Origin of the sequence: Vibrio barjaei, from assembly GCF_001639065.2 — a bacterium.
GTDB classification, from domain to species: Bacteria; Pseudomonadota; Gammaproteobacteria; order Enterobacterales; family Vibrionaceae; genus Vibrio; species Vibrio barjaei.
In genome coordinates, this window is record NZ_LQXO02000005.1 from 95,953 (window position 1) to 120,288 (window position 24,336).

Sequence of the window (24,336 nt, forward strand, 5' to 3'; positions counted from 1 at the left end):
TGAATCGCAAACTAGCGCAGATTTTATAGAAATAGTCGAAATTTGATGGGCCTGAATATCCTGAGGATATTTATATTAGAAATTAGTAGGTTAACAGAATAAAAAGAAGTGCAAAGTCGGTGACTAAGCGACTCTGCACTTCGAGGGGGAGGCGGTAAGGTGATACCGCCGATTTTTCTCTGTTGAAGGTGATTCAACAAATTGAGAAAGGGTTTACTTTAAGAGCAAGTTATCATTGTGCTAAGGCGACTTTCATCTGCTCGGCGACTTTGTCGACCTTTCCTAGCCCTATGATGACTTGAATGCCGTTCTTACCAACTGGAACAACCCCTGCAGCACCAAGTTGTTTAAGTTTTTCTTTGTCCACAATGCCAGAGTCTTTTACTGATAGGCGCAGGCGAGTAATACAATTGTCTACTTCAGTAATATTGTCACTGCCACCTAGGGCTTCAATATACTGGTGAGTTAAGCCTTCGATACCTTTATCACCGCCTGTCGTTGCTTCTTGCTCAGGAGCTATGTCTTCACCGCGACCTGGTGTTTTTAAGTTGAACTTCAAGATAGCGAAACGGAACACACAGTAGTAAATGGCAAAGAACACTAAGCCCTGCACAATAAGCATATACCACTGAACGGCAAGCGGGTTTTGACTAGACAGGACAAGGTCAACAAAACCAGCAGAGAAGCCAAATCCTGCGATCCACTGCATACTTGCAGCAATATATAGTGAAATACCAGTCAGTACGGCGTGAAGTAAATACAGGCCTGGAGCTAGGAACATAAAGCTAAACTCTAGTGGCTCAGTAATTCCTGTAAAGAAAGAGGCCATTGCAGCAGCAAGCATGATAGAGAACACAGCCGATTTGTTTTTCTTATCTGCACAGTGGTAAATCGCTAAGGCAGCACCAGGAAGACCAAACATCATGATTGGGAAGAAGCCCGCTTGATACATGCCAGTTACACCAACCGTAGCTGTTCCGTTAGCAATAGACTGCGCACCGCCTAAGAAATTAGGAATGTCATTAATGCCAACGACATCAAACCAGAAAACAGGGTACAGGGCGTGGTGCATGCCAACGGTTAGCATTAATCGGTTAAAGAAGCCAAATAGACCTGCGCCTACTGCACCCATAGATTGAAGTTTAACGCCGAACACGATAAGAGCGTCATACACTACTGGCCAGACATAAAGCAGTACGAAGGCTAACAGCATACCCGCAATAGAAGTCAGAATAGGAACGAGGCGCTTTCCACTGAAGAATGCCAACGCTTTAGGTAGCGTTACGCCTGAGTAGCGATTGTAGATTTCTGCAGAGACTATACCGACAATAATACCAACAAATTGGTTAGAGATTTTGCCAAAGGCTGCTGGAACTTCGTCAGCGCTAATACCTTTAAGTTGCTGCACAGTTTCTGGAGAAAGAAGAGTTGTCAGTACTAAGAAGCAGATAAAACCAGACAATGCAGCAGAGCCATTCTTGTCCTTACTTAACCCAAATGCCACACCAACGGCAAACAACACTGCCATGTTGTCGATGATCGCACCGCCGGACTTAATTAAAAACGCAGCAAGTGTACTGTCTGCGCCCCAGCCGGTTGGATCCAACCAATAGCCAACCCCCATTAAAATTGCTGCGGCAGGCAGGGTGGCCACTGGAACCATTAATGCCTTACCTACTTTTTGCATATAGCCGAGTATGTTCATTTAAACCTCTTTGTGTTTATTATCCACGGAACTTTTGCCCTGTATTTGCTTGCGACGACAGGGTGTTTATTCGTTTTCTGGCTGATATTTGAAACTTATTTATCGATGCGAACAAACTAATTTTCAGGTACTATGGATTAAAATTTTTAATAAGTAGAGGCCGTGCTATGGCGAATGAACAAACCTTATTGAGAAATCTGCATACCTTTCATGTCGCAGCAAAAGCACTGAGTTTTACCCTTGCAGCAAAGGAATTACACTTGACTCAGGGAGCTGTGAGCCATCGAATTAAGGTGCTTGAGAAGTCGCTTGGGTTTAATTTATTCACCCGCGGCACAAGGAAACTGGGGCTTACAGAGGAAGGTGAACGGTTTCACCAAACGCTTTCAAAATCGTTGCACTCCATTTTTGGTGAGATCGAAGAAATTAAATCGACGGATATGAGTGGGGAGATCACGATCGCCAGTTCGCCAAATTTTGCCGCGTCTTGGTTAGTGCCAAGACTCAAAGATTTTAATCAACGCTATCCCAACTTTAATGTAAATATTCTTGTCCACGAAGAGCAACAGAACTTTGAGAACGACCAAGTCGATATTGCGTTTTATTATGGCGATGAGAAACCAAAGGACTGCTTCGTCAAACCTCTCTTTGGTGAGCGCTATATTCCCATTTGCTCGCCTGAATACGCTCAGCGATTTAAGCTCTTTGAACGTGGCCTAGATGGACTGAAAGAGGTCAATCTTATTCATGCATTAGGGTCAAATGTCTGGGAGCGCTGGATTAAATATCACGACTATGATCTCAATATCTTTAGGCACTTTTACTGTGTTGGGCATAGAGGGTTAGACCTGACCGGAGCGCTGAACTCACTTGGCTTGGCGATGGGGAGGTATTATTTCGTTAAAGACTATATTGAGAGAGGCGAGTTGGTTTGCCCTTATCCTTCAATGAGCACTAGTCAAACTTATGATTTGGTATGTCTAAATGGTCATGAAGAAAGACCAAAAATCCGGACATTTATTCAATGGATCGATAGCCAACTATAGTGTTGGCTATCGGAATGAACATTTAGAATGGATGATCAACCATGATCCAGAAGTTAGTGCTTTCTGGAGACTTCGCTAAATCGGCACGAACCACCAATCCTGCCATCAATGCACGAACTGACGCGCCGCCATCGTACTTGAGATCAGTAAGAAGTTCGTTCGCCGTGTAGGCAGAACCTACGCGACCTACCTCAACAAAGCCTACAAGTTGGATCCAGTCTACTCTCAAGAAATTCAACCAAGAGATATCTTTGATAGGGTTATAGGCTAACGTATAACGATATTCTGCAGAGCCATAAATCACGGCTTTGTCGTGGAATCGGTTATTGTCGTAACCGCGCATACGAGTAAAGCCACCTAATGTTGCACCTTCATTATAAGGCGCATTTCCTTTTATAGACTGAGTGCCATTAGGGTTATCCGTTACTTCCCAAGTAGGTGAATAACCGGTCCAGAAGTTCATAGCGATGATTCGTTGTGATGCCCAGTCAGACTTGCCGAGCGAAAAGTATTTACTCATATCAAGTTCGTTGAACGACCACTGTTTTTTAGACTCAAACCAGCCCCAATCGTGAGAAGTTGCGATGTATTGTCGGCTACCGTAGGAAGGGTTAGGGGCAAAGTCGGTATTATCGTAGAGTATGCCAAACTCCATCGCATGAATCGCACCGTCGACATCACCTTGTTGAAACTCAAAAGATTGGTATCGATTAAACTGGCGAGCTACAAAGATAGTTGAGCCGCTGGTCAATGGATTCCATTCTTTACCGCCAGAAGGCTCTGAGACTAACAAACCGTTGCGGATCTCATAATCAACGAGGCCTTTGTCTCTGGTTACACCAATAGGAAGCACATACTCCATCTTGATATCAAACCAGTTAGATGCGCCATCGGCTTCCAGATAATCCAAGTTAGACGAACCATTGCTACCGGGACGAGGAGGGGTGTAATAGGCATTACCTGAAGTATAAGCACGTTGTTTTGGGTAATACCCAAACATGCCGTAGGCGCTCAAGAACACACGTTCGGTCCCCGGAATCATGTAGTTCCAAACACCTCCAGCAAGCGCATAACTGGTTTCACCTCCAAAGACAGTGCCACCTATGGTCATCTGGTCTTGGTGGATACCTTTTATCATGCCACCGACACCGACGTTAAGCCCCATGGTTTCTGTACTAAATAGGTAAGGCAGTACCATGGATTCTCGAATTCTGTCTGGAGTTTCTTGTCGGTCAATACGCGACTTGACGTTAGTTGGTGTCGCTCCTTGCGCCACCACTGCAGTGAGTGAGCACGATATAGCAGCGATGACACTTATAATACGGCGATATGTCATACGAGTTAGACTTCCTTGTGAGATTTTTCATTCTTATTATGGTGTAACGATAAATAGCCTAACGTTATTTTAGGAGATAGAAAACACTAAGTGGTTATTTTGGCGGCTTTTTAACAATGGTTTTGTAAATTTGCTGGTTATAAGCGCGAATATAGAAAACCCAAGCCATGGCTTGGGTTATAGAGTCGCGAGTGAAGATTACTACATATGCGTCTTTAAATATTCCAAAGCCCCAATGACAGACGCCACTTGAGCATCGTTGCACTCTTGTGAGGTGACTTTTGGACTGTCTGGATAAACTTCAGTTGTGGTTGAGTACTCACAATCCGTCATGCCGGTGCAAAGGCTGAGCTTTTTCAGCGGGTAATTGATGACGCCATGCTGAACGACATTAGAACCAATAATATTGCCATTTTGGTCTGGCGGGGCAATATGAGTCACTTTTTCTACATGTTGGATGATCGTCGCTTGAAATTCATCTGCGGGATTCTCGGTATTGCCGACAAGATAGAAACCGTCAGGAACATTGTCCTCGATGTAGTCGAGACCATCGCGTGCTGCTAGTGCTGGTCGAAACTCGCTTTCATCTGTGTCCGTTGTTTCATGTAAATCGATATGTGCCCAAACACAGGTATCTAACGATGCGACCATCGCCATGAGGTTCGCAGACTCTTCTGCTGGTGAATCTATGTAAAAAGAACGATTAGGGTCGACAGCATTAGGATTCCAACGATTGATCGTTTCATAGCCCCAAGGACTGACACATGGTGCGATAACGATGTTGAACAGAGACTCGTAGTGAGAGGCGTTTTCTTTGGCGAACTGAAGCGCACCGTGGACGCCAGAAGTCTCATAACCATGAACACCACCAGTAACAAGAACCGTAGGCTTCTGCGAATCCCAAGATTTGGTTTTTATTACGAACAGTGGAAATCGATCAACATCATACGAGAGCGCACCATATTGCTCAACATTGAAGGCATCTTTTAGCGCTGCGATCTTTGGGAGTACATCTTCGCTGTACAGACGCTTTACAGTAGTCGATTCGCGCCATTGGATAACTTCTTCTTCAGTCCATTTTTGTCCTGGGGTACCGATAGGGTAGTGAAACTGATTCTTCATGGTTTCCATTCTCGATATTATTTGTGCTGCAAGAATAGCTTTGCAAGGTTTAACGTGCAACGAGCATGGTGTGAAGATTGTGACAAATCATTTTCGGACCACTGAGCTAGCGGTCCAAACGGTTCGTTTGATGGCGTTTAATCGCGGTTTGCTTGTTCAATCGCTGACATGAGTTTGTCAGAAATCAGGGCTTTTTGATTGGTGGTGAAATCAAACATGACGATCGTAGCTGTCCCCGTCGTGGTGACTTTGCCAAGCTTCTTGCTGACCACTTGATATTCCATCTTAAAGCGGTCTTCTTGTACCTCAGTAATTCGAGATCCGACAAGTAATGTATCGGGGTAGGTTACAGGCAGTTTATAGCGGCAATAGGTTTCCCCAAGTACCGGGCCTATATTCGTGACTGCCATGTCTTCCATTAGATTAATGTGACTGAAGTAGTCGAGTCGCGCGGTTTCAAAGTATCGAAAATACACTACGTTATTGACGTGATTAAGTGCATCCATTTCGCCCCAAGCGACAGGGATCTCCGTAACGACAGAGTAGTCCTTAAGCAACAATTCCATATTGTTATCCCTTATTAAGTTTGTGCATTTACTCTATTTTGGAATTAACAATAATGCAACATTAACGGTGCGAAGTTGAGTACCCCGTTTGGGGGTCTATTCAATAGGTAGGGTTGAGAGGCATTTTCGGCACAAACACAGATTGGATTTTTCGATGGAAGACGTATCGCGCTTGTCCAGTTCAAAACACCAACAGGTATCGTGGCCAGCCGAGATGTCACAATAAGCGGGTTCTCCACATTTGGGGCAAACGTGTGTGGTTGTAGAACCTGTTAACTGCTGCATTTTGTCATCGCGTTCTTCTTCTTCCATTAAACGCCATGCGGACAACTCGTCCATGGTACGAAAGCAACCAGAACACATGCCACCTTCATTTTTACAGGCGGCTTTACAGGGAGTGGCGATAGCAATAGTTTTAGTCATAGATTTAAATCAATAGGTTGCACAGTTTGTTCTAGAGCGTTAGAATTAAATGGTAATAATTATCATTTGCAAAAAAATAAATGACGACACTCTTTTTAATTATTGGCGTGATGTTTATTCTCGCCTTAGCTCGTAAGCTTGCATTCTCCAACATAGCGCTCACTTTGTTAAGTGGATATTTAGTGTTGTGGCTCTATTTGGACAACTCCACCTTAACGGCAATCTGTTTGCTGCTGTTTGCACTGTCACCGATTTTGGTGCGAGTAAAAAGCCGCAATGTTAGTTTTATCTTGTTCATTCAAGCTTTAATTTTGCCAGTAGCGATTCATTTTGGGATGACGTCTCTGCCCATTCAGTAACGTTCCCTAATCAATAAAAAAGGCTCCCATTGAGAATGGGAGCCTTGACGATTAGTACATTAGTAAAAATTACTTCACTTGCCAGTTGACCGTTTCACCGCCACGGATAGGTACAACAATATCATTACCGAATGGCATGGTTTCTGGCACGTTCCATTCAAATTTCTCTAGCGTGATAGTGTCTGTGTTACGTGGTAGTCCATAGAAGTCTGGGCCGTTGTGGCTTGCGAACGCTTCTAAATTCTCTAGTTTGCCTTCTTGCTCGAATACTTCTGCGTATAGCTCTACTGCTGCGTGAGCGGTGTATGAGCCAGCACAGCCACAAGCGGCTTCTTTTTTGCCTTTAGCGTGTGGTGCAGAGTCAGTACCTAAGAAGAACTTCTTACTTCCGCTGGTTGCCGCTTCTACTAACGCTTGTTGATGCGTACCGCGTTTTAGAATTGGTAGGCAGTAGAAGTGTGGCTTGATACCGCCAACAAGCATATGGTTGCGGTTATACATCAAGTGGTGTGCGGTAATTGTTGCTGCTACGTTGTCGTTAGCATTTTTAACAAACTGAGCGGCATCGGCTGTCGTAATATGTTCAAGAACAATCTTAAGGTTAGGGAAGTCGTTAACGATTGGAGCCAGTACCGTATCGAGGAACTCTTTTTCACGGTCGAAGATGTCAACGTCGTGAGTCGTCACTTCACCGTGGACCAAAAGTAGCATTCCAACTTCTTCCATTGTCTCTAAAACAGAGTAGATGTTCTTTGCTGAAGTCACGCCAGAATCTGAGTTTGTTGTTGCACCTGCTGGGTACAGCTTTGCTGCTACCACACCTGCCGCTTTGGCTTTACGAATTTCTTCTTGAGAGGTGTTGTCAGTTAGGTACAGCGCCATTAGAGGCTCAAACTGCTCAGATGGTTTTTCGGCCATGATGCGCGCTTTATACGCTAGCGCCATTTCAGTGTCAGTGACCGGTGGGATAGTGTTAGGCATGATCAATGCGCGGCCGTTGTAGCGACTGATGTCACGAACGGTATCTTTTAGTACTTCGCCATCGCGAAGGTGAACGTGCCAGTCGTCAGGACGAGTAATAGTCAATGTAGTCATTTGGGCTCCCACCAAGTTAGATTCTTCTTGAAACGGAGCCTAAACGGCAGCGAAAAATGTGAATGCAATCGCTTACGTTTAGGCGACAGGATGATAGAGGAAAACGACTTAGATTTCACTATGTTTCTGGGACAATGTGCAAAAAGGCGTTAACATTGAGCTCTGCAAATGGACATAACAAAAAGGGCTCAGTCGTGGCAAAATCTACTCTGCTTTCCCAAATCAATATCTATCCAGTTAAGTCAGTTGGAGGTATTTCTCTTTCCTCTTCATGGGTCGAAAAACAAGGGCTTTGTTTTGACCGTCGTTTTATGGTGGCATTGGCGGATGGTTCAATGGTGACCGCACGCAAATACCCTAACATGGTAAAAGTGTCATCCAGCCTTCTACCAACAGGTATTATCTTCACTTACCCTGGACTGCCTCCTTTAAAGCTGCAATACAGTACATTTAAAATGCAGGATACGGCCGCTACGGTATGGGCGGACAGTTTCTCTGCTTACACGACAACAGATGAAGCGGATGATTGGTTCAGTGAAGTATTGAATCAAAGGGTTGAGCTACTTTTCACTGGCGAGCAATCAAATCGGGTAAGAGAAAAGCTGGGTCATAATGTGAGCTTTGCAGACGGCTATCCTTTACTCATCATTAGCTCCGGTTCACTAGCGGAATTGAATAAGCGAAGCAGTGAAGTACATAGTATGGAGCAATTCAGAACCAACTTAGTGGTTGACTCAGACGAGCCATTTATCGAGGACTCATGGAAGAGAATTAAGATCGGTGATGTGGAGTTTGAAGCTGTAAAGCCATGTGAGCGTTGCATTCTAACTACGGTTGATGTCGAAAAAGCAGAATTCAGAGCCAGTAAAGAACCGCTAACGACCTTCTCACGCTTCCGTGCCAATGAACGCGGTGGCGTGTTCTTTGGTCAAAACCTTGTGGCAAAGAATGAGGGCATGATTCGCACTGGTGATGCTATCGAAGTACTGGAATACAAAGACAAAGAGTACTACGAGGATCTGGATGCGAATAAACAAGAATTCGTTTGTGTCGAGCGAGAGCATGTCGCGAGGAATTTTGAAACTTTTTGGTTAGAGCCTCAGAAAGGTGCAATGCCAAGCTACAAAGCAGGCCAACATCTACCGATAGAACTCAATATGGATGGTAAAGCGGTGAAGCGCTTGTATACCTTATCATCAAGTCCAAGTCGTCCTGGGCGCTTAGCGATATCGGTGAAACGAGTTGATGGTGGAGAAGTATCGAATTGGCTGTTTGACCATTTTCAAGTAGGTGACACCTTGATTGCTGATAAGCCTAACGGTTCATTCCATATTGCCAACTCTGAACATGAGCCGCTGTTATTACTATCTGCAGGAAGTGGCGTAACTCCGATGATGTCGATGCTACGCGACCTTACCGACCAAAACGATATACGAGATGTGGTGTTCTACCATCAATGTTCAACTTACGCTGATATCCCGTTTGCGAATGAGTTGAAAAGCCTAGAGAAGCAAAATAAAAATCTCACGGTGATATTGGCACTGACACAACCATCAGAGGATTGGCAGGGGTTAAAAGGACGTTTTAGTTTGTCTCATCTAAAACAAATTGCCGACCTGACAGAGAGACAAGTTTTCGTTTGTGGACCTGACGGTTTTATGCAAAAAGCCAAAAACTTGATGTTGAAGAAAGGACTATCTGAAGATCACTATCACCAAGAGGCTTTTGGGGTCGCTACTGCAACGGAACAAGTGGTCAAAACCGTGCAAATTAGTTTAGATGGTACGGTGTTTGAGGGGAACAATCAGCAAACGATTCTAGAGCAAGCAGAAAAAGCCGGTCTTGCAGTTGCTCACAGTTGCCGCGCGGGGTTTTGTGGCGCGTGTAAGGTTACGGTAGAGTCGGGCCTAGTTCATCAACCTGATGTACCGGCGATTCAAGACAGTGAAATTGCAGAAGGAAAGATTTTAGCCTGTTGTGCAGTGCCACAGACAGATGTGGATATTGTCAGTTAAATAAAGAATTGAGAGGCTGTTTGGTGCCAGTGTCCAACTGGCACCGACTTTCTATTTATTGCCTACTTTGAAGCACTCACTATACGTTGATGCAACGAATCTTTTAGTACCGCTCTATTGTGTTTCAGTTGATGCATTTCGGTATCTTCGATAGGAGAACCGTTCAGTTCTAACACACGAATTTCTTTATCCAGCGCGTTGTAGTTTTTCGTGTCAGCTGCAAAGCCTTCATCGCTTGCCGCAAGGGCATGAATAACGTCTTGATGCTCTGGAAATTCCTTCAGAAGAGAGTGATCTTCGCCTAACATAGCAACCCCTTTTATTGGTGAACAATAGTTTTCGCTTGGGCATTCGCACAAGTGACTCTGGGCGCCAACGGCACTTGTGATCACTAGTGCTGTTATAACAATGGCACATCTTTAAGCTGATTAAAAGTTGAGCGATGGCAAGATCTGATTTCAGAGAGGTAAATCACAGGGTTAAAAAAAGCCAGCAAATAATTGCTGGCTCTATGAAGGAAATCAACTTAGTCGTAGATCGTTGGGATTGGCTCGCGTTTATGCTGTGTTGCTTTATAAATGGCAACGAGGCGATCGCTGACTTCTTGTGATACAGGCTTACCTTCGAGGAAATCGTCAATCTGATCATAAGTCAGGTTGAGCGCATCTTCGTCCGCTTTTTGTGGTGCGAGTTCTTCCAGATCTGCAGTTGGTGTTTTCTTAACGAGTTGCTCTGGCGCGCCAAGGGTATCTGCTACTTCACGAACTTGGCGTTTGCTCAGGCCAAATAACGGGGCAAGGTCACAAGCGCCGTCGCCAAATTTGGTGTAGAAACCAGTAATGTTTTCTGCCGAGTGGTCTGTACCTAGCACTAAACCACCCACGTATCCTGCGATTTCATACTGAGCAACCATGCGAGCACGAGCTTTTACGTTACCTTTTACGAAGTCGACTTTTGCGCTTTCTTCTGGAAGTAGACCTGTGCCTTCTAGCGCAATATGTGAAGCGGCGTGCAAACCGTCAACACCCGCTTTAATGTTCACAGAAACAGAATGAGTTGGTTCAATGAAAGATAAGGCTAGTTGTGCTTCGTCTTCATCTTTTTGTTCACCATAAGGTAGGCGAACAGCGATAAACTGATAGTCGCTAGAATTGCTTTCTGCATTCAGTTCATTCACTGCAAGTTGAGCAAGGCGACCACAAGTTGTTGAGTCAACACCACCACTGATACCCAGGACGATCGATTTGCAGCCAGATTGCTGAAGTTTTGACTTGATAAAAGCAACGCGGCGCTCAATCTCAAAGCGTGGGTCAATAGACGGAAGCACGCGCATTTCGTCTCGAATTAGTTGTTCCATGTGGGATCCCTTTTCCTGCAAGCAAAAAATATTTTCTCGTATGATACCTACGAAAATCGCTGAAAAAAAGTTACAGTTAGGGTCAATCTATGCAGAGAGACGATTTATTGAGATACATATGACAAAAATAGCGATATTTGGTAGCGCTTTTAATCCCCCTAGCTTTGGCCATAAGAGTGTTATTCAATCTCTGAATCATTTTGACAAAGTATTATTAGTTCCTAGTATCTCTCATGCATGGGGAAAAAGTATGCTCGATTACAGCATACGTTGTCAGTTAGTGGACATGTTTATCTCCGACATTGGACAAGCCAATGTTGAACGTTCCAACATTGAAGAGTCTCTTTACGAACCAGGTACCTCGGTGACAACTTTTGCTGTATTAGAGGCGTTAGAAAAAAGGTACCCAGAAGCTGAACTAACTTTTGTTGTTGGTCCCGACAATTTCTTCAGCTTTAGTAAGTTTTATAAAGCGCAAGACATTGTTGAGCGGTGGTCCATTCTCGCTTGCCCTGAAAAAGTGAAGATCCGCTCGACGACGATACGATATAGTTTGTCACAAGGTTTGAATGTAGATCACTTAACGACGCTTAGCGTCGCTCAACATTTGGTCGCACATAAGCTATATTGATAAAGATTATAACAAGGACGAAAAATAAAAAAATGAAAGCAAGATGGAGTTGTATTGCTTTAGTGGTAGTGGTGAATAGTCCTCTCGCATTCGCATTTTGTGAGAGTAAAACGAACAAATCTGTTGTGTTAAAAGCGACGGAGGAAGAGTCTTTCTGCTCGCTTATTTCTAAGCCCTTCAACTATATTGGCAACCAAGTTATTACGCTTGGTGGTTTAATAGAAGACGAACCTCCCATCAACTCTCTACAAGATTCTTATTGGGATCAATGGCTTCTTACGCAAGAATCCGAACCTGTGCTAACAGGTAGCATAGAAAATAGTTTTGTTGGTATTGGTTTATGGGTACCTGAGGAAATCGCTCGCCATAAAGACGAAATGTCGATGCAAGAATGGCTGATGGCACAGGGGCTTCATTTCGGTTTTGGCTTTGGTGAAAAAGGCAAAGAACCACGTTTACGCTTGGACTACCGTTGGCATCAAGACTATCAAGGTGACATGATGATGCAGGTGGAAGTGCCATTTTAATACCTAGGAAGGCGACTCTCTTCATTACTATCCAATCTCTTTAAAGCAGATTACTTCAGTAATCTGCTTCCTACATAAGTACTAATTTCCTCTCAAAAAATATTCATATTAAATAATTACTTAGTGAATTGTGAGAAAAATAATATTTATTAATCTATTTATGTGTAAGAAATAACTTGCTTACGTGAGAATGTTTGCTAAATAATAGGTGTAGGAAAAATATAAGGAGTGTAAGAAATGAAGTATTTATCATTGTTTTTGCTTTTAACCTCTACATCTGCGCTGTCAGAAAGTACGTTAAATAATCCAATTGACGAGGCTTCGAAAGTGAACAGCAAACCTGTTAACGGCCAAATTACCTTTAGAGGAAAGATCATGCAGGAACCTTGTGCGTTAAATGTAAGGGATTTCTCCGTCAAGAAACAAAAGAAATCAAATAACTGTGTTGAGTATACAGCTGAAAAAATCGAAGTCTTTAATGAGCGCACAGTCGAAAGTGCGTCTGTTCTTATCGTCAGCTACATCTGATAAATAGAGTTACTACTTAAATATTAAAGCCAATTAAGTGATATTGATCTCTGTTTTAAGCTAATAATAATTAACACCTAATAATAGGATGGTTTGTTATTTTCTTGTGTTTAAGCTTGGATATGTAAGTCGTTTCGATTTACATTGAATCTTAAATATGAGGTAAGTATGAGAAACTACATATTAGTATTTGGTAGTTTAGTAAGTTCGTCTTTAGTTTATGGGCTTGAAATTGAATCAGTAACAAGAGGAGGTGAGTTTACAACTGTAGGATTTCCTATTATTGCGTCAGATAATTCAGACTTAATCTATCACTATAAAGAAGATGGTAGTATTAATGACTATGTTTGGATGGTCGATGATAAAATCAAATCTAAGGGAGTGGCTTATACTCCAAGTGAGAGTGATGCAAATAAAGACATAAAACTCTGTTTGATTGAAGAAGGTGATTTTAACTGTTCAAATACGTTAAAGATAATTACTAAATTTGGTGATAACAATGTTCAGCAGCGAAGCAGCAGAGCAGCTATTACCGATATTAATGATTACTGGGAGGTGAATAATACTATAACCAATGAAGAGATTATCAATGACGAAGATACCTCGGTAAAAATCAAATTAAGTGTTGATTACATTGGAGCAGCAAGTATAGATGAATTACCATCTGGCTCTCCATATGTCACAGATCTATTTTATACACTGAAGTCTGATACTACAGTACTTCAGTCAACCTCTCGTTTGCCAGGTTTTACTCATAATACCTCCAATCAATCTACAAGTTATAACACAACAATCTCACAGTTGAACCTTTCATTGGTACCTTTGGTTAGTCTTTGCACTTTTGGCTTATCTTCCCATGGGGCGAGTCCGACAATCGAACCTTCGTCTTGCAGTACTAGACTTGTAACAGAAAGGCCGGAAAACCTTGGTAATTGGGTACAGCCGCCAACAAAAGAGCAATTCACTCTGTTGTTCCCTGGTCAAAACTACCTGCAGGAAACCGTTGGAAGTAAAACGTATGTAGCATCACCACGTTTGACCAATACAGGTATCAATCTTGTTGAAAGCTACTGTAAATACATTTCGCCAAACGCCACCCCACCAACAAGTAGTGAACTAAAGTCTCTCGCTCAAAACACATCGATATTTGATGATACCTGGCCTGGAATGACTAATTATTGGACCAATACTACAACGACTAACGGTCCGTTTACCTTTTCTGGAATTACTTGGGCTGAAACAGTATCTATCTCAGGCACCAATACAACCCAAATTGCCCCGAGCGAGGTCTATAACGGATATCTAAGTTGTATTGTTAAAGATGAGTCTAAATAAAAGATTTACGTCTGATTTTTTAAAAGCTTTGGAAATAATAAAACCAAAATTGGAGTTAATGATGAATAAAACATCGTTATTGTTCCTCTTGGGTGCAATTGGCCCTTTAGGAAGTGCTTACGCAATGTCAGTTGATATTGAAAGTAAAGTTGAAGACAGTGAAATATTGTTAGGTAGAATAAATAATGAGCTTGCAACAAACTATGTCGGCGATAAGCTTATTGAACTTAAATGGGTGAACAAAGAAGGAAAAACTATTTCCACGAAACCTTATTTAATTCCCAACAGTTCGATGAAAGATATACGTTTTTGTGTGTCAAGTGAACAAACAGCAACCTGTTCGAAATCATGGTCGACTAGCCATGCGTTAAGGTCAGCTTCGTCGCCTAAGTTCACTGCGGGAAATACCGCTAATCTAACGGTGCGCGTACTCGATAATGATTCGTTAAAATATGAGGAACCTGCTACCTCGATAAGTAACTTCGATATTATTAGTGGAAGGTTTGGTTTTCACTACACCGAACAACTCGATCAACATGGTCATGTGGTAATGAATATGATCAGCTACAGCCAACCTTCAATTTTCCTCACGCTGCCGTCTATTGAGTCTAATATGAAGACCATTAAAGCGTGTTCGGTCGGTGGTTTCTATTTAGATGAGCCGACTTACATTGAATCATGTACACCAAGTTATGAAATTGATAGTTCTCCTGTAGAACCGGAGCCTGAAGAATCTGTCCTATGCTTGTATCAGCACCCCAATTATAAGGGCAACAAGAAGTGCTTCGATGAAGAAGAGATAAACCATTCTAAGGATATGACCTCTCCGAAGTTTCCACACTTAATGGCAAATTATGGATTGGTAGATTCGAGCAGCCTTACTATCAAATCAGGGTACCGAGCAACGGTCGGTAATTTTTCAGGTCATAATTCAACGATTAACGACACATGGAATAAATCCGCTACTTACCTAGGTAATACAGTTGGGGATAAGGGTAAACACGTTTTTCTTGAGAGAGATGACACTTATGGTTGTTTCTTTCAGCACCATGCGTTGCATTATGGTGAATTCGAGCGAGCAATCAGCCAGTGTGTAGAAGTTGGAGAGAAAATCGAGGAACTTACCCCGCTGAAATCTGGACTTCAGCGTACGCTCTCTACCATCACAATGCATCCGGGTCTAACGATTACTTTATACTCTGACCTTAGTGGTAACAGTAAGCTCGGAACTTACAACCAAGCACGATTTTGGACTGGCTCTGTCTATCCAAATGATCGCGCAAAGTCGTTTAGTATTTCCGTAGATAAAAACTACAGTTTTTACCTAGTCAACGGTAATACGCTGTTACGCAGTCTCGAAAACAGTAGCCTGGCATTAAAAAAACTCATCACTGAGAAGGGCGATCTACACCTGGTCACGTCTGATGGGCATTGGACTAGAAACTTTGTACTTCCTGAGGGCGTTCCAGAATTCACCCGTTTGAAGTTTGAGCGTAAATCTACGTACCACTTTAATGTGGTTAATGGTGATACAACTTACACACCTAAACGTGGTGAAACTTTAGTCGTTACCTATATCAATAATCAGTGGGTGCAAAGTGGTAATGTGTCGATAAACAAGAGCGAGTCCATTTCGGTCTACAATAGCCTCTATAATGGTTGTTTTGATTTTAGAGGTGGAGCAAGTTCGAAGAATAATCTAATAATTGAGAGAAATTGTCATGGAAGTGGTGCTCAGGCATTCACTTATAATGGAGTAACAAAGCAAATTAAGGTGGAAGGAACTGACTACTGCTTGGATGTTTTTGGGGCTCATAATGGGCATCGTCAACCTGTGATTGCATATCAGTGTCATAGTGGAAGTAACCAAAAGTGGGAATTTGGGGCGGATAAGACAATTCGAACTTTATTAGGTGGAGCACGTCGTTGTTTAGATGTAGATCAGCATCGGCGAGATTCGGAAGGCAATCCAACGTTAACTCTATGGGACTGCTCACCAAATTCAGGGGATCAACAGTTTGTAATACGTAATCTTTAGAATGTTTATTTTAAGGCATGTTATAGCAAGCGATACTTCAAATGATTATGAATTACACCCCTTAATCTATAATTATGTCTCGACCTAAAATACGTTGACAGTATTTCATCAAGCCAACATCTGACACTGTTGGCTTTTTTCATCCAGAGGCTGAGATGCGCCCTCATCCTGTTATAGATAGTGATTGACTCTTTTAGGAGATATTTAAGCTCCTCGAGCTCCTTACATCGATTAAGTAAGAACTCTTGCTTTAGTATGCTATTCACTCTTTCTGCTAAAGCACTTTGATAGCAGTCATATCCATCTGTCATCGACGATTTTATGTCGCCCGCTTTCAGCTTTTCTTGATAAACCCTTGAGCAATACTGAAGGCCACGGTCAGAGTGGTGGATACTCGAACAATGATATTCCGATTCTTTAAGGCCATATCGAGTGCCTGTACGACATCTGTTTGCTCAGCTCATATCCCATGATTTTTCGATTGAACGCATAAGTTACCAATGATAGATAGTGAACCCCCTCCTCAGATTGTAGGTAAGTGATATCACTCACTAGCATTTCCTCTGGATTTTGAGGCTCATACTCTTTAAGCAAGTTGGGGTGCTTTTTCATCCAGTGCTTGCGGGGCAGGAGGTCAAAGGTTTGAACGTTTGGTCCAATGGTTGGTTGGTTAGTGGTTTACAACTAAGGTTTGGGGATTAAAACCGCTTTCTAATGTAGTTTTGTTTGTTGGGCTCGGTCAGTTGATAACCCAGCTCACGTGGGCTAAAGCACAACAGAAATATAGGCTCCTAACATTTTTAGGAGCCTTTTAATATTCATGACATTTTGATTGTTTAAATGTAGAGAAAATACTGACGCTCAAGTAAGAAAAATCGCACTTAAACCTATGTCCGCGGAATATATAATATAAGGCTATTCTGAGGCTTTAATCGGACCTAGATTCTATGAAAATAATCAAGTTATTACTTTTTCTTATGCCATTAGTATATGGCCATCAAGTCTTTGCACTTAGTCTTGGAGAATGTACTTATTCAAACCAGAAACTCACATACACCGGAGTAAATTTACCAAGTTCCAATGATATATATAAGGATGGAGAGGTCTTAGGACAACTAGTATTTTCCGCTAACTATTCCTGCAGGACAAGTTCTATTACAAACAATAGCGTTGTACTTCAGGTAGGGACAAGAGGCGCTGGGAATAGTTTTATCAGTAACGGACGGTTTAGAAGTAACGTAAGTGGTATTGTTTTGGAGTCAAAATTCTTAGTACATATGGTTGCAAGCTTCAATAATGAGTTACTAATCAAGCAGTTCAAAAAGCCAGATTATACAAATAACCAAAATATAAGCGGGACTTTTAGTCAGCCAATGTTTGATGTCATCAAATCTGGTGAGATTAGCGATGCAACGTCTGTAACTTTGAACTTAGCAAACCCATTTAGGTTAGCTTCTTTTATATATAACACGTCGATTGATTATGGCTATTTTAGCCCGACCACGATACCTGATTCTGGCCCAATCCCGGTTTATAACGCTTCTTGCAATGTAACCCATCCTACAAATGTTGAAGTTCCGGCGCTTGTCAAAGGAGTGCGAGATGAAGTCAGTAGTTATTTTAATATAGCTCTTAATTGTGTAGATAAGTCAGTTATGCAAAACAATGTACAGTTAACCGTCACGCCAGTTAATATGACTAATGTGACACTTAGTACTGATAAAGGCACATTGGTATATAATGGTAATAATCAGATGGTGATAATGAACATTTTCAACAATCTTGGCGCGGAATCGCAGATGTTGTTCTCTACAATGTACGAGTTTAGTAACGATGCTCAAGGAAGCAACTTCATTATTCCAATGCGTGCTAAATTCCAATTGGGATCGTCATCGGGATACGGGAATTTTAGCTTTCAAACGCAAATTACGGTTAGATATAACTAGTTTCTTCTTTCTTACATCAACAGTCACGGATAGTGATTGTTGATGGTCTTTAGAGCTTCAATCATCACATCTTCTGTCATTATGATCCTTAGGCTACATCGAATTTAATTCTCATATTACGTCTGGCTTATACTATCATCTAAAACAATCAACGATATTATTGGCTGATAGCAGGTAATTGACGTGAAGACATTTGGAATCCAACATCATAGGAGAAATTAAAAGCCTACTATCAAGTAGGCTTTTAACGTTACGTATGAATAGAGGTAGTGAAGAGTGTACTAATTATCTTTGGTTGTTTCGAAATACGAGAACTGTACCAATGGTTGGCCAAGTTTATCTTGATCTTTAAATGAAGACTTAATATCCATCCTTTGTTTATCAATACCATTTTCGGTATAAAAAACACGCAATCTTTCTACTCTTCTTTGCCCCAACCATTTATTATAAGCCGCGGTTCCGCCTATCGAGTGCTTGTTGACAATTCGAATACTCATATCTGGATGTTGGTGAAGACACTGGATACTTTCTTTAAGCACTTTTTCATTGCTTATATAGCTTGAGTTTACTTTGAACACATGTGTTGCTTCGACAATGGCTCTTTCTGGTGGGAGCGTTGATTGTACTGCCACTTTCTCAGATGTCTGCTGTATTACAGCAGGTCGGGGATCTAGAGGTCTAGCGCGAGTTGACTCTGGTCCAGGAATTGACCAAGTAATGCCCAATATAAATTCTGGAAGAACTTTGACATCCGATTCTTTTTTGATAACCGCAGATACACCGCCAAACAGTGCCACATCGCTGTCTAAATGATGTTTAATAACACTGGAAAAGCCGGTTCTAAATGGATGCGTTTCATCTTCATATTGAATGAATGGTCCGTATAGTAGGGCAGTGCCAGAATCGAGTTGAGAGCGACCAAACAAGGAGATTCGAGCTAACAGGTGTTTGTTATCGAGTTGTGTGTTGTTATAACCAAGACGTGATTCAACTACCAAGTCTGGTGTTATGTTTACTCCATATATGATGTTAGGAGAAAAATAATCATTAGTAGGCTGATAGCCCGCGGCAAACCCAAGATAGTCGTTCTCGTCATTGATGGGAGAAACGGTATCGGGAGCAGTCCATGCTCCCGCAGAGAGTGTTAAACAGATACTAAAAGTTAACAGTTTGAATTTCACTTAAACCACCATAATCATTGATAATGCCGTATTCCAAGGACATATTTTTAATGTCCATTCCCTTAGGTACCGCATACTTTTGTTGACCAAAAGGTGGCGTCATTTTGAACCTATCATCGAGTATTTTAGATACACTGCCATTAATGACCTTTAGGTGACCAAGGCTTAGGTAATAAGGGGTATTGTTCGTTGATTGAAGGTATTTTTTCCCGTCTTCTTCAATGATGTTCCAAGACAGCTGTTTAGCTGCATCAAGAAGCCCGGTCATATCTAATTGGTCGGGACGAACGATGACCTTGATCCGAGTTCTGACGGCAATATTTAGCTGGTTCTGGTCAGTTTCCGCTTTCTTAGGGATCTCTTGTACCGAAAGGAAGAAAATGCTCTCTCTATCTTTGGCTAGTTTGTTTTCAATCGGTAGAATTCTCACAAAACCTTGTTCATTAGCGCCTAGCTTAAAGATAGGTGGCGTAAGTACTAGCGGCAGGTCCCGAGTGTTGCCATCGCTATCCTCAATCCAAGATTGCACCAGATATTCACTTGCAGAATCATTGATGATGTCAACTTGATGTTCTTTGGTTGTTGTAATTATCTCCCTAGTATTAATAGGGCGCACTCCCGCGTGCGCTTCAATAATTGGAAATAGACTAACAACAATGACTAATAACGATCTCAATAACATATTTGTACCTAATTACAGCTTCGCTCAACGATGTCCTGCAAACTTTTAGAGTCAGGACTTACACTGATTGAAAATTCACAAAGACCAGAACCAACAACAAAAGTTGCTGATTGGTCAGGTTTAATCCCTGACAGATAAACAATATTGTCAGTACCAACAAATGACATCTCATCTGATTGGTTATCGAGTGAAACAACAGGTTCTCCAAATAGGTTTGCGTCTGTATTAAGTTTCACCAGTACACGTTTACCTACACGAGCTTTCAGATCTATAAGGACCGTAGAGCCTCGTCTTGGAACGTAGTTTTTGCTGAACTCCACTAATTGAACGTCTGAGTTCTCTTCTGCATTGATGTAGACTTTATTAGAGCCGTAATCATTTGAGTAAGGAATAACAGCAATACCGTCCTTGTTTGTCCTGAGTGTTGGGTTGTGATTAACAATCAGATTCTCCGCATCATCCACCTTTACAACTGCGGTGGTTTCCCCTAGATACTGAGCTGCAACAATTCCCCCGTCATAGATGAGTAAACCACCGTTGGCGCTGAGACTCCCTGACGTTGTCTCTCCATTAGATTCGACATTTGCAGAAAACTGACCGTAAGGTGTCGAGTTTCTTACCATGGCCGAGACGGAAGTATTGCCAGTTTTTGTATCATTTGAGGTTTGACTGACTGTCGTGCTGTAGTCGTAATTTCCGGTTCTACCGTTGTACGACAACTGATTATTAAGTGCACCAGTGTTTTGCTCGTGTGTTGATGAGAACACCACACTAGAGTCGTTGTTTTCCCCAAATGGTAACGATAGAGATAAACCAATTCTCTTATCACTAGTCACACCATAATTGGTTTGCACAGTGTCACTAATCGTGTAATTCATACCAACGGAAACACGACCAAGATTAAAATTCAAAGATGAGTACAGTGATGTGCCACTCAAGGATGAATTGTGGTAGGTGTCATACTTATATGATAAGTACAATGTTGCTTCACTAATGGGTTGGTTCACCGATACCTCAAATCGGTTACGCAGTCCAAGTCGAGTCTGTTCATTACTGTCCATGTCACTTGCTGTAGAGACAAACTCTTCGAAGCTTAGAAAATCGGGCGATCGGTATTGATAACCAACCAACTGTAAACTGGTTGCTGAACGGTAGAATTGTTTCGCATACAAGCTCTTTAAGATAAATCCGCTGTGTTGTTGGTTATCCTCAAAACTCGTATAACGTGTTGCGCCACTTTCAAAAGACATAGCTCCAAATTGGCCTAAGTCATAGGTCACGCCCAGTTCGCCGTAATAATATTGCTCGGAAAGTAATGATGAGAATTTAGGCGTAATCACGCCCAGTCCATACTCTAGACCGCCTGTTAATACCGCTGGCTGAACAGAAGAGTTCGAATTACGGTATTGACCTGCTGAGACGGAGTAATTAAAGCTGCCCTCACGAAGTAGGGATGGTAGCTTAGTAAATGGAATAGTTCTGCGTCGAATTTGACCGTTACTTTCTTCGATGACGAGCTCTAAATCGGCACCTGTACTTGAAACGTCAAGATCATCAATTTCAAACTCACCAGGTGGCACAACGCGACTGTATAGTACGAGTCCGTTTTGGAGCACGGTAACTTTGGCCGAACTTAAGGCGACATCTTTAAGAACGGGAACGTAATTATTCCAGTGAGATTTATACATTCCGGTTGCTTTAGCAAGACTAAGGCCCGTTAGTGGTAGTGAGCCGTTAATCGCGGAGATGTTGCTTGAACGAATTTCACCGAAATTGGCTCTAGAAGTAATGCTATCTATATCTCTATATACAAAGAAATCACTCAAGTTCGAGCTAAATGCATCGCCATTCTTATAGAGGTTACCGCCGCCTTTGAGTCGCCACATGCCAAATGTTGCCAACCCTTGAACACCGAGGTAGCCATTAACGGCGGATGAATTGCTTGTTCCGCTAATATAAGAGTTGTAATTCAGCTTAACGCTGTTGACACCCTGATCCCATTTAGATGGAGGTGTCTTCAATTTACCGTCTTTCTTCTCGATGTTAATGTCGGGTATAGTAAGCACGAGCAGCGATTGTGAAGAAATATAGTTAGCCGTCGCCATCGGGCTGATGTCTGTGACGGTATAGCAGCTTTTTCCAACTTCCGGCAGTTTAATATTTAAATCCAGCAGTTGAATTTTCGAAAGACAAGGTTGGATATCGTTGGCAGCAGATTGTTTGAACTCGACAAGCATACGTTGAGAACTAAGCCCATTGAGCTCAACATCGATCATGTGCTCACCAGGTGCAATAGCTTGTTCAAACCAGCGTGTATCAAGTTTTTCACCAGAAATATCGCTATTCATAAAGCTCAAGTCGAAGTCTGAACCGAACACTTGATATGAAAGCAATAGTGCGATGAAGCCTAAAAATTGATGATTCTTCATGCTGTACCGACAGAAATCAGGGAGTCAGCTCCGAAGAGGAACTGACTCCGGGTGGTATGCGAACGCGTAAGCTTTAGTTGTATTCGATGGTGTAGTTTGCTACTGAAGTTACGGTACCTGCAGTAGGTGCAGAGCCACTTACATTGACATAAGCTGCGTTGAAATTGAGGATGTAAGATTCTGCAGTTTCTGCACTTGTTGGAAGCGTTGTTTCGTCAGCTTTATTGCTACCACCGTTAATATCGATGATACTAACGCCATCTTCCTTGAGTAGTTGGATACCTACACCACCAGCAGGAGTAGTGCTAGCTGTGTTTTTTAGTACGTATTGGTTTGCTGGATCACCAACACCGGAAAAAGCAACACGCATTTTTTCAGCTGTGGTAGTTTGGCTCTTACAATCGGTTAGTGTGATGGTAAATGCTGTCATACCAGCTAAGTCACCTTTAGTCGTGCCAATACTTCCTGTAGTAATGCTTGGCAGTGTCACGTTTAGATTAGTAGAAGCGCTACCACCACCGGTTGCACCACCAGTAACGGTACATGAAGCAGCAGTTACTTTACCGTTGAAAGTAATAGTGCCATCAGCGGCGTAAGAACCTGCACTAACTAGTAATATGCTGCTAGCTAAAACACTTTTAATCAGAACACTTTTTTTCATTCGATATATCCTTTTGGAATTTGAAATTTACAATAATACCTAATAACACTGATATAGTTTTCTGCCTCCCATAACAAAGGCATGTTCTATTTTACTTAACGGTTTAAAGATGTTGATGAGAATTAACGTGCCTGGTTGTAGTATTATTCTCACACAGGTGTCAGATAACTGTATTTAGTGTTTTTTGGAGATGTATAATTGATTGAAACTAGAAGAGTTTACTTTAGAAAAGATAAGAAATAGTTTGGTTTATATCAGAGAGATTTTTACCAGTCGTTTCCTTTTGGACACTCGCTAAAGAAAATTCAATGAGCTTACTCTTGTACTACTCGTAAATACTCTCAAACAAGCTACAAGTAGAAGGAGGAGACTTTAGAATCTGTGATATGCTGTTATAAAAAATATTGGTTAACATTTCATTTTGTTGAGCATGATGGTAGAGGCCAATGATTATACCTCTTGTAGGAAGTTGCCATAATATATGTGGTGAACGATAATAGTCGGCGATGATTTTTGGTACGATAAAACATAGCTTCTGTTGGTTAACCAATTTCATCGCAGTACTTAAATTATCTACGACGAAAGAATGTTTTATTGGAATGCCATTCTTTTCTGCTATATCGAAAAAGTTGGACTCAACATCATTCCAGTCTTTGAGTCGAAGAAACATAAATTCACGTTCTTGTGATAGTTGCTCCAAAGGTTTGTTAGTATCTTCTTGAGGACAAATCACAACAAGTTTAGTTGCAGTAATGCGCTTGTATCGAATTTTTCCTGGGTGGTAAACAAGATTCAAGTGAATGCCAAAATCTATTTTCTCATCTTGAAGGTGTTGATTTGTCTGAGAATCCCATGTCATCAGTTCGATCTTTGCACTGGGGAATTGTTTTGATAACTGTAGTGATATCTCGTCACCATATAGCTCCATTAGTATGTGTGTAATAGCTACTTTTATAGGCTTACGATAATTTTCATTTGAAATAGTATTCCTAGAGGTTAAAGTGTGACGTATGTCACTTAGCATTTGTTCTATCTCGGGGGCAATATTTTTGACATATTCAGTAGGAAGCATCCGATTATTTGAACGTACAAAAAGAGGGTCATCTAATTGCTCTCTGAGCTTAGAAATATCCTTACTTACGGAACTCGTCGTTTTACCAAGCTTTCGCCCCGCTTCTGACAAACTCTGCGTGTAATATACTTCAAGTAGTGTATATAGTAACTGAAGGTTTTCTACCTGTTTCATAGGTTAAGAGCTCTCAAAAAATAGAACATACTGTCATGTAGTATATTTCGTACTTGACGAGTCATCCAGTCTTACATCGAAATTTAGCGCAACAAGATAAGATTAAGG

The 24,336-nt window shown here is 41.8% G+C and carries 22 protein-coding genes and 1 pseudogene; 9 read left to right on the plus strand and 14 right to left on the minus strand.

Annotation, left to right across the window (positions count from 1 at the left end):
- Positions 1 to 232 precede the first annotated feature (232 nt).
- A complete protein-coding gene (gene nagE, locus AWH66_RS01345; protein WP_063604923.1) occupies positions 233 to 1,705 on the minus strand; it encodes an N-acetylglucosamine-specific PTS transporter subunit IIBC in 1,473 nt (490 codons plus the stop codon).
- Positions 1,706 to 1,872: 167 nt separating this feature from the next.
- On the opposite strand from nagE, the gene AWH66_RS01350 reads away from it, so the two are divergent.
- The gene (locus AWH66_RS01350) at positions 1,873 to 2,751 is read left to right on the plus strand and encodes a LysR substrate-binding domain-containing protein (RefSeq protein ID WP_063604924.1); all 879 of its coding nucleotides are present in this window, start codon (positions 1,873 to 1,875) and stop codon (positions 2,749 to 2,751) included.
- A 22-nt stretch (positions 2,752 to 2,773) separates the two neighbouring features.
- Here AWH66_RS01350 and AWH66_RS01355 read toward each other — a convergent pair whose 3' ends face one another.
- The 4 genes from AWH66_RS01355 to AWH66_RS01370 form a co-directional block, all read right to left on the minus strand.
- Positions 2,774 to 4,087 (minus strand): BamA/TamA family outer membrane protein, encoded by a 1,314-nt coding sequence (locus tag AWH66_RS01355; protein WP_206360030.1) that lies wholly within the window; start codon positions 4,085 to 4,087, stop codon positions 2,774 to 2,776.
- A gap of 201 nt (positions 4,088 to 4,288) precedes the next feature.
- On the minus strand, positions 4,289 to 5,209 hold the full coding sequence (locus tag AWH66_RS01360; RefSeq protein WP_063604925.1) for a M14 family metallopeptidase: 921 nt from the start codon (positions 5,207 to 5,209) through the stop codon (positions 4,289 to 4,291).
- Positions 5,210 to 5,346: 137 nt separating this feature from the next.
- Positions 5,347 to 5,775: an acyl-CoA thioesterase gene (locus AWH66_RS01365; RefSeq protein ID WP_063604926.1), complete on the minus strand. Its 429-nt coding sequence runs from the start codon at positions 5,773 to 5,775 to the stop codon at positions 5,347 to 5,349.
- 96 nt (positions 5,776 to 5,871) lie between these two features.
- Positions 5,872 to 6,180, minus strand: coding sequence for a cysteine-rich CWC family protein (locus AWH66_RS01370; protein WP_063605158.1), 309 nt, complete (start codon positions 6,178 to 6,180; stop codon positions 5,872 to 5,874).
- 98 nt (positions 6,181 to 6,278) lie between these two features.
- On the opposite strand from AWH66_RS01370, the gene AWH66_RS01375 reads away from it, so the two are divergent.
- A complete protein-coding gene (locus AWH66_RS01375) occupies positions 6,279 to 6,557 on the plus strand; it encodes a hypothetical protein (RefSeq protein ID WP_063604927.1) in 279 nt (92 codons plus the stop codon).
- A 69-nt stretch (positions 6,558 to 6,626) separates the two neighbouring features.
- Here AWH66_RS01375 and pyrC read toward each other — a convergent pair whose 3' ends face one another.
- Entirely contained in the window at positions 6,627 to 7,652 is a 1,026-nt protein-coding gene (pyrC, locus tag AWH66_RS01380) for a dihydroorotase (protein ID WP_063604928.1), read from the minus strand.
- 134 nt (positions 7,653 to 7,786) lie between these two features.
- On the opposite strand from pyrC, the gene AWH66_RS01385 reads away from it, so the two are divergent.
- On the plus strand, positions 7,787 to 9,667 hold the full coding sequence (locus tag AWH66_RS01385; protein ID WP_420882855.1) for an MOSC N-terminal beta barrel domain-containing protein: 1,881 nt from the start codon (positions 7,787 to 7,789) through the stop codon (positions 9,665 to 9,667).
- Positions 9,668 to 9,729: 62 nt separating this feature from the next.
- Here AWH66_RS01385 and AWH66_RS01390 read toward each other — a convergent pair whose 3' ends face one another.
- Positions 9,730 to 9,975: an HP1242/YdcH family protein gene (locus AWH66_RS01390; RefSeq protein ID WP_006070919.1), complete on the minus strand. Its 246-nt coding sequence runs from the start codon at positions 9,973 to 9,975 to the stop codon at positions 9,730 to 9,732.
- Between the two features lie 218 nt (positions 9,976 to 10,193).
- A complete protein-coding gene (nadE, locus tag AWH66_RS01395; protein ID WP_063604929.1) occupies positions 10,194 to 11,024 on the minus strand; it encodes an ammonia-dependent NAD(+) synthetase in 831 nt (276 codons plus the stop codon).
- A gap of 118 nt (positions 11,025 to 11,142) precedes the next feature.
- Between nadE and AWH66_RS01400 the strand changes: the two genes are divergently transcribed.
- From AWH66_RS01400 to AWH66_RS01420, 5 genes are all read left to right on the plus strand, one after another.
- A complete protein-coding gene (locus AWH66_RS01400; protein WP_038222203.1) occupies positions 11,143 to 11,655 on the plus strand; it encodes a nicotinate-nicotinamide nucleotide adenylyltransferase in 513 nt (170 codons plus the stop codon).
- A 32-nt stretch (positions 11,656 to 11,687) separates the two neighbouring features.
- The gene (locus AWH66_RS01405; protein WP_063604930.1) at positions 11,688 to 12,182 is read left to right on the plus strand and encodes a hypothetical protein; all 495 of its coding nucleotides are present in this window, start codon (positions 11,688 to 11,690) and stop codon (positions 12,180 to 12,182) included.
- 237 nt (positions 12,183 to 12,419) lie between these two features.
- Positions 12,420 to 12,710, plus strand: a complete 291-nt coding sequence (locus AWH66_RS01410) for a hypothetical protein (protein ID WP_063604931.1) — start codon at positions 12,420 to 12,422, stop codon at positions 12,708 to 12,710.
- A 168-nt stretch (positions 12,711 to 12,878) separates the two neighbouring features.
- Complete coding sequence (locus tag AWH66_RS01415) at positions 12,879 to 14,045, plus strand: hypothetical protein (protein ID WP_063604932.1); 1,167 nt, start codon at positions 12,879 to 12,881, stop codon at positions 14,043 to 14,045.
- Positions 14,032 to 16,083: an RICIN domain-containing protein gene (locus AWH66_RS01420; protein ID WP_240495584.1), complete on the plus strand. Its 2,052-nt coding sequence runs from the start codon at positions 14,032 to 14,034 to the stop codon at positions 16,081 to 16,083. Before AWH66_RS01415 ends, AWH66_RS01420 begins: the two co-directional genes overlap by 14 nt.
- A 122-nt stretch (positions 16,084 to 16,205) precedes the next feature.
- On the opposite strand, the pseudogene AWH66_RS25280 reads toward AWH66_RS01420, so the two are convergent.
- Positions 16,206 to 16,704, minus strand: a pseudogene (locus AWH66_RS25280) (DDE-type integrase/transposase/recombinase); the annotation flags it as partial.
- Positions 16,705 to 17,030: 326 nt separating this feature from the next.
- Here AWH66_RS25280 and AWH66_RS01425 point away from each other — a divergent pair.
- Positions 17,031 to 18,029 carry a hypothetical protein gene (locus AWH66_RS01425; protein ID WP_063604934.1) on the plus strand — a complete coding sequence of 333 codons (999 nt, stop codon included), beginning with the start codon at positions 17,031 to 17,033 and terminating at the stop codon, positions 18,027 to 18,029.
- A gap of 281 nt (positions 18,030 to 18,310) precedes the next feature.
- Here AWH66_RS01425 and AWH66_RS01430 read toward each other — a convergent pair whose 3' ends face one another.
- The 5 genes from AWH66_RS01430 to AWH66_RS01450 form a co-directional block, all read right to left on the minus strand.
- Positions 18,311 to 19,210 (minus strand): OmpA family protein, encoded by a 900-nt coding sequence (locus tag AWH66_RS01430; protein ID WP_063604935.1) that lies wholly within the window; start codon positions 19,208 to 19,210, stop codon positions 18,311 to 18,313.
- Positions 19,185 to 19,892 carry a fimbrial biogenesis chaperone gene (locus AWH66_RS01435; RefSeq protein ID WP_031496453.1) on the minus strand — a complete coding sequence of 236 codons (708 nt, stop codon included), beginning with the start codon at positions 19,890 to 19,892 and terminating at the stop codon, positions 19,185 to 19,187. The genes AWH66_RS01430 and AWH66_RS01435 overlap by 26 nt, the downstream gene beginning before the upstream one ends.
- An 8-nt stretch (positions 19,893 to 19,900) precedes the next feature.
- The gene (locus AWH66_RS01440; RefSeq protein ID WP_063604936.1) at positions 19,901 to 22,321 is read right to left on the minus strand and encodes a fimbria/pilus outer membrane usher protein; all 2,421 of its coding nucleotides are present in this window, start codon (positions 22,319 to 22,321) and stop codon (positions 19,901 to 19,903) included.
- A gap of 73 nt (positions 22,322 to 22,394) precedes the next feature.
- Positions 22,395 to 22,982 (minus strand): fimbrial protein, encoded by a 588-nt coding sequence (locus tag AWH66_RS01445; protein ID WP_063604937.1) that lies wholly within the window; start codon positions 22,980 to 22,982, stop codon positions 22,395 to 22,397.
- Positions 22,983 to 23,307: 325 nt separating this feature from the next.
- Positions 23,308 to 24,228: a LysR family transcriptional regulator gene (locus tag AWH66_RS01450; RefSeq protein WP_063604938.1), complete on the minus strand. Its 921-nt coding sequence runs from the start codon at positions 24,226 to 24,228 to the stop codon at positions 23,308 to 23,310.
- Positions 24,229 to 24,336 lie beyond the last annotated feature (108 nt).

Excerpts from the sequence above, each read along its gene's own strand:
- AWH66_RS01450 (WP_063604938.1), bottom strand. The coding sequence starts at position 24,228 with ATGAAACAGGTAGAAAACCTTCAGTTACTATATACACTACTTGAAGTA.
- AWH66_RS01400 (WP_038222203.1), top strand. The coding sequence starts at position 11,143 with ATGACAAAAATAGCGATATTTGGTAGCGCTTTTAATCCCCCTAGCTTT.
- nagE (WP_063604923.1), bottom strand. The coding sequence starts at position 1,705 with ATGAACATACTCGGCTATATGCAAAAAGTAGGTAAGGCATTAATGGTT.
- AWH66_RS01420 (WP_240495584.1), top strand. The coding sequence starts at position 14,032 with ATGAGTCTAAATAAAAGATTTACGTCTGATTTTTTAAAAGCTTTGGAA.
- AWH66_RS01405 (WP_063604930.1), top strand. The coding sequence starts at position 11,688 with ATGAAAGCAAGATGGAGTTGTATTGCTTTAGTGGTAGTGGTGAATAGT.
- nadE (WP_063604929.1), bottom strand. The coding sequence starts at position 11,024 with ATGGAACAACTAATTCGAGACGAAATGCGCGTGCTTCCGTCTATTGAC.
- AWH66_RS01435 (WP_031496453.1), bottom strand. The coding sequence starts at position 19,892 with ATGTTATTGAGATCGTTATTAGTCATTGTTGTTAGTCTATTTCCAATT.
- AWH66_RS01350 (WP_063604924.1), top strand. The coding sequence starts at position 1,873 with ATGGCGAATGAACAAACCTTATTGAGAAATCTGCATACCTTTCATGTC.
- AWH66_RS01365 (WP_063604926.1), bottom strand. The coding sequence starts at position 5,775 with ATGGAATTGTTGCTTAAGGACTACTCTGTCGTTACGGAGATCCCTGTC.
- AWH66_RS01445 (WP_063604937.1), bottom strand. The coding sequence starts at position 22,982 with ATGAAAAAAAGTGTTCTGATTAAAAGTGTTTTAGCTAGCAGCATATTA.
- AWH66_RS01425 (WP_063604934.1), top strand. The coding sequence starts at position 17,031 with ATGAAAATAATCAAGTTATTACTTTTTCTTATGCCATTAGTATATGGC.
- AWH66_RS01440 (WP_063604936.1), bottom strand. The coding sequence starts at position 22,321 with ATGAAGAATCATCAATTTTTAGGCTTCATCGCACTATTGCTTTCATAT.
- AWH66_RS01410 (WP_063604931.1), top strand. The coding sequence starts at position 12,420 with ATGAAGTATTTATCATTGTTTTTGCTTTTAACCTCTACATCTGCGCTG.
- AWH66_RS01355 (WP_206360030.1), bottom strand. The coding sequence starts at position 4,087 with ATGACATATCGCCGTATTATAAGTGTCATCGCTGCTATATCGTGCTCA.
- AWH66_RS01415 (WP_063604932.1), top strand. The coding sequence starts at position 12,879 with ATGAGAAACTACATATTAGTATTTGGTAGTTTAGTAAGTTCGTCTTTA.
- AWH66_RS01375 (WP_063604927.1), top strand. The coding sequence starts at position 6,279 with ATGACGACACTCTTTTTAATTATTGGCGTGATGTTTATTCTCGCCTTA.
- pyrC (WP_063604928.1), bottom strand. The coding sequence starts at position 7,652 with ATGACTACATTGACTATTACTCGTCCTGACGACTGGCACGTTCACCTT.
- AWH66_RS01360 (WP_063604925.1), bottom strand. The coding sequence starts at position 5,209 with ATGAAGAATCAGTTTCACTACCCTATCGGTACCCCAGGACAAAAATGG.
- AWH66_RS01390 (WP_006070919.1), bottom strand. The coding sequence starts at position 9,975 with ATGTTAGGCGAAGATCACTCTCTTCTGAAGGAATTTCCAGAGCATCAA.
- AWH66_RS01385 (WP_420882855.1), top strand. The coding sequence starts at position 7,787 with ATGTGCAAAAAGGCGTTAACATTGAGCTCTGCAAATGGACATAACAAA.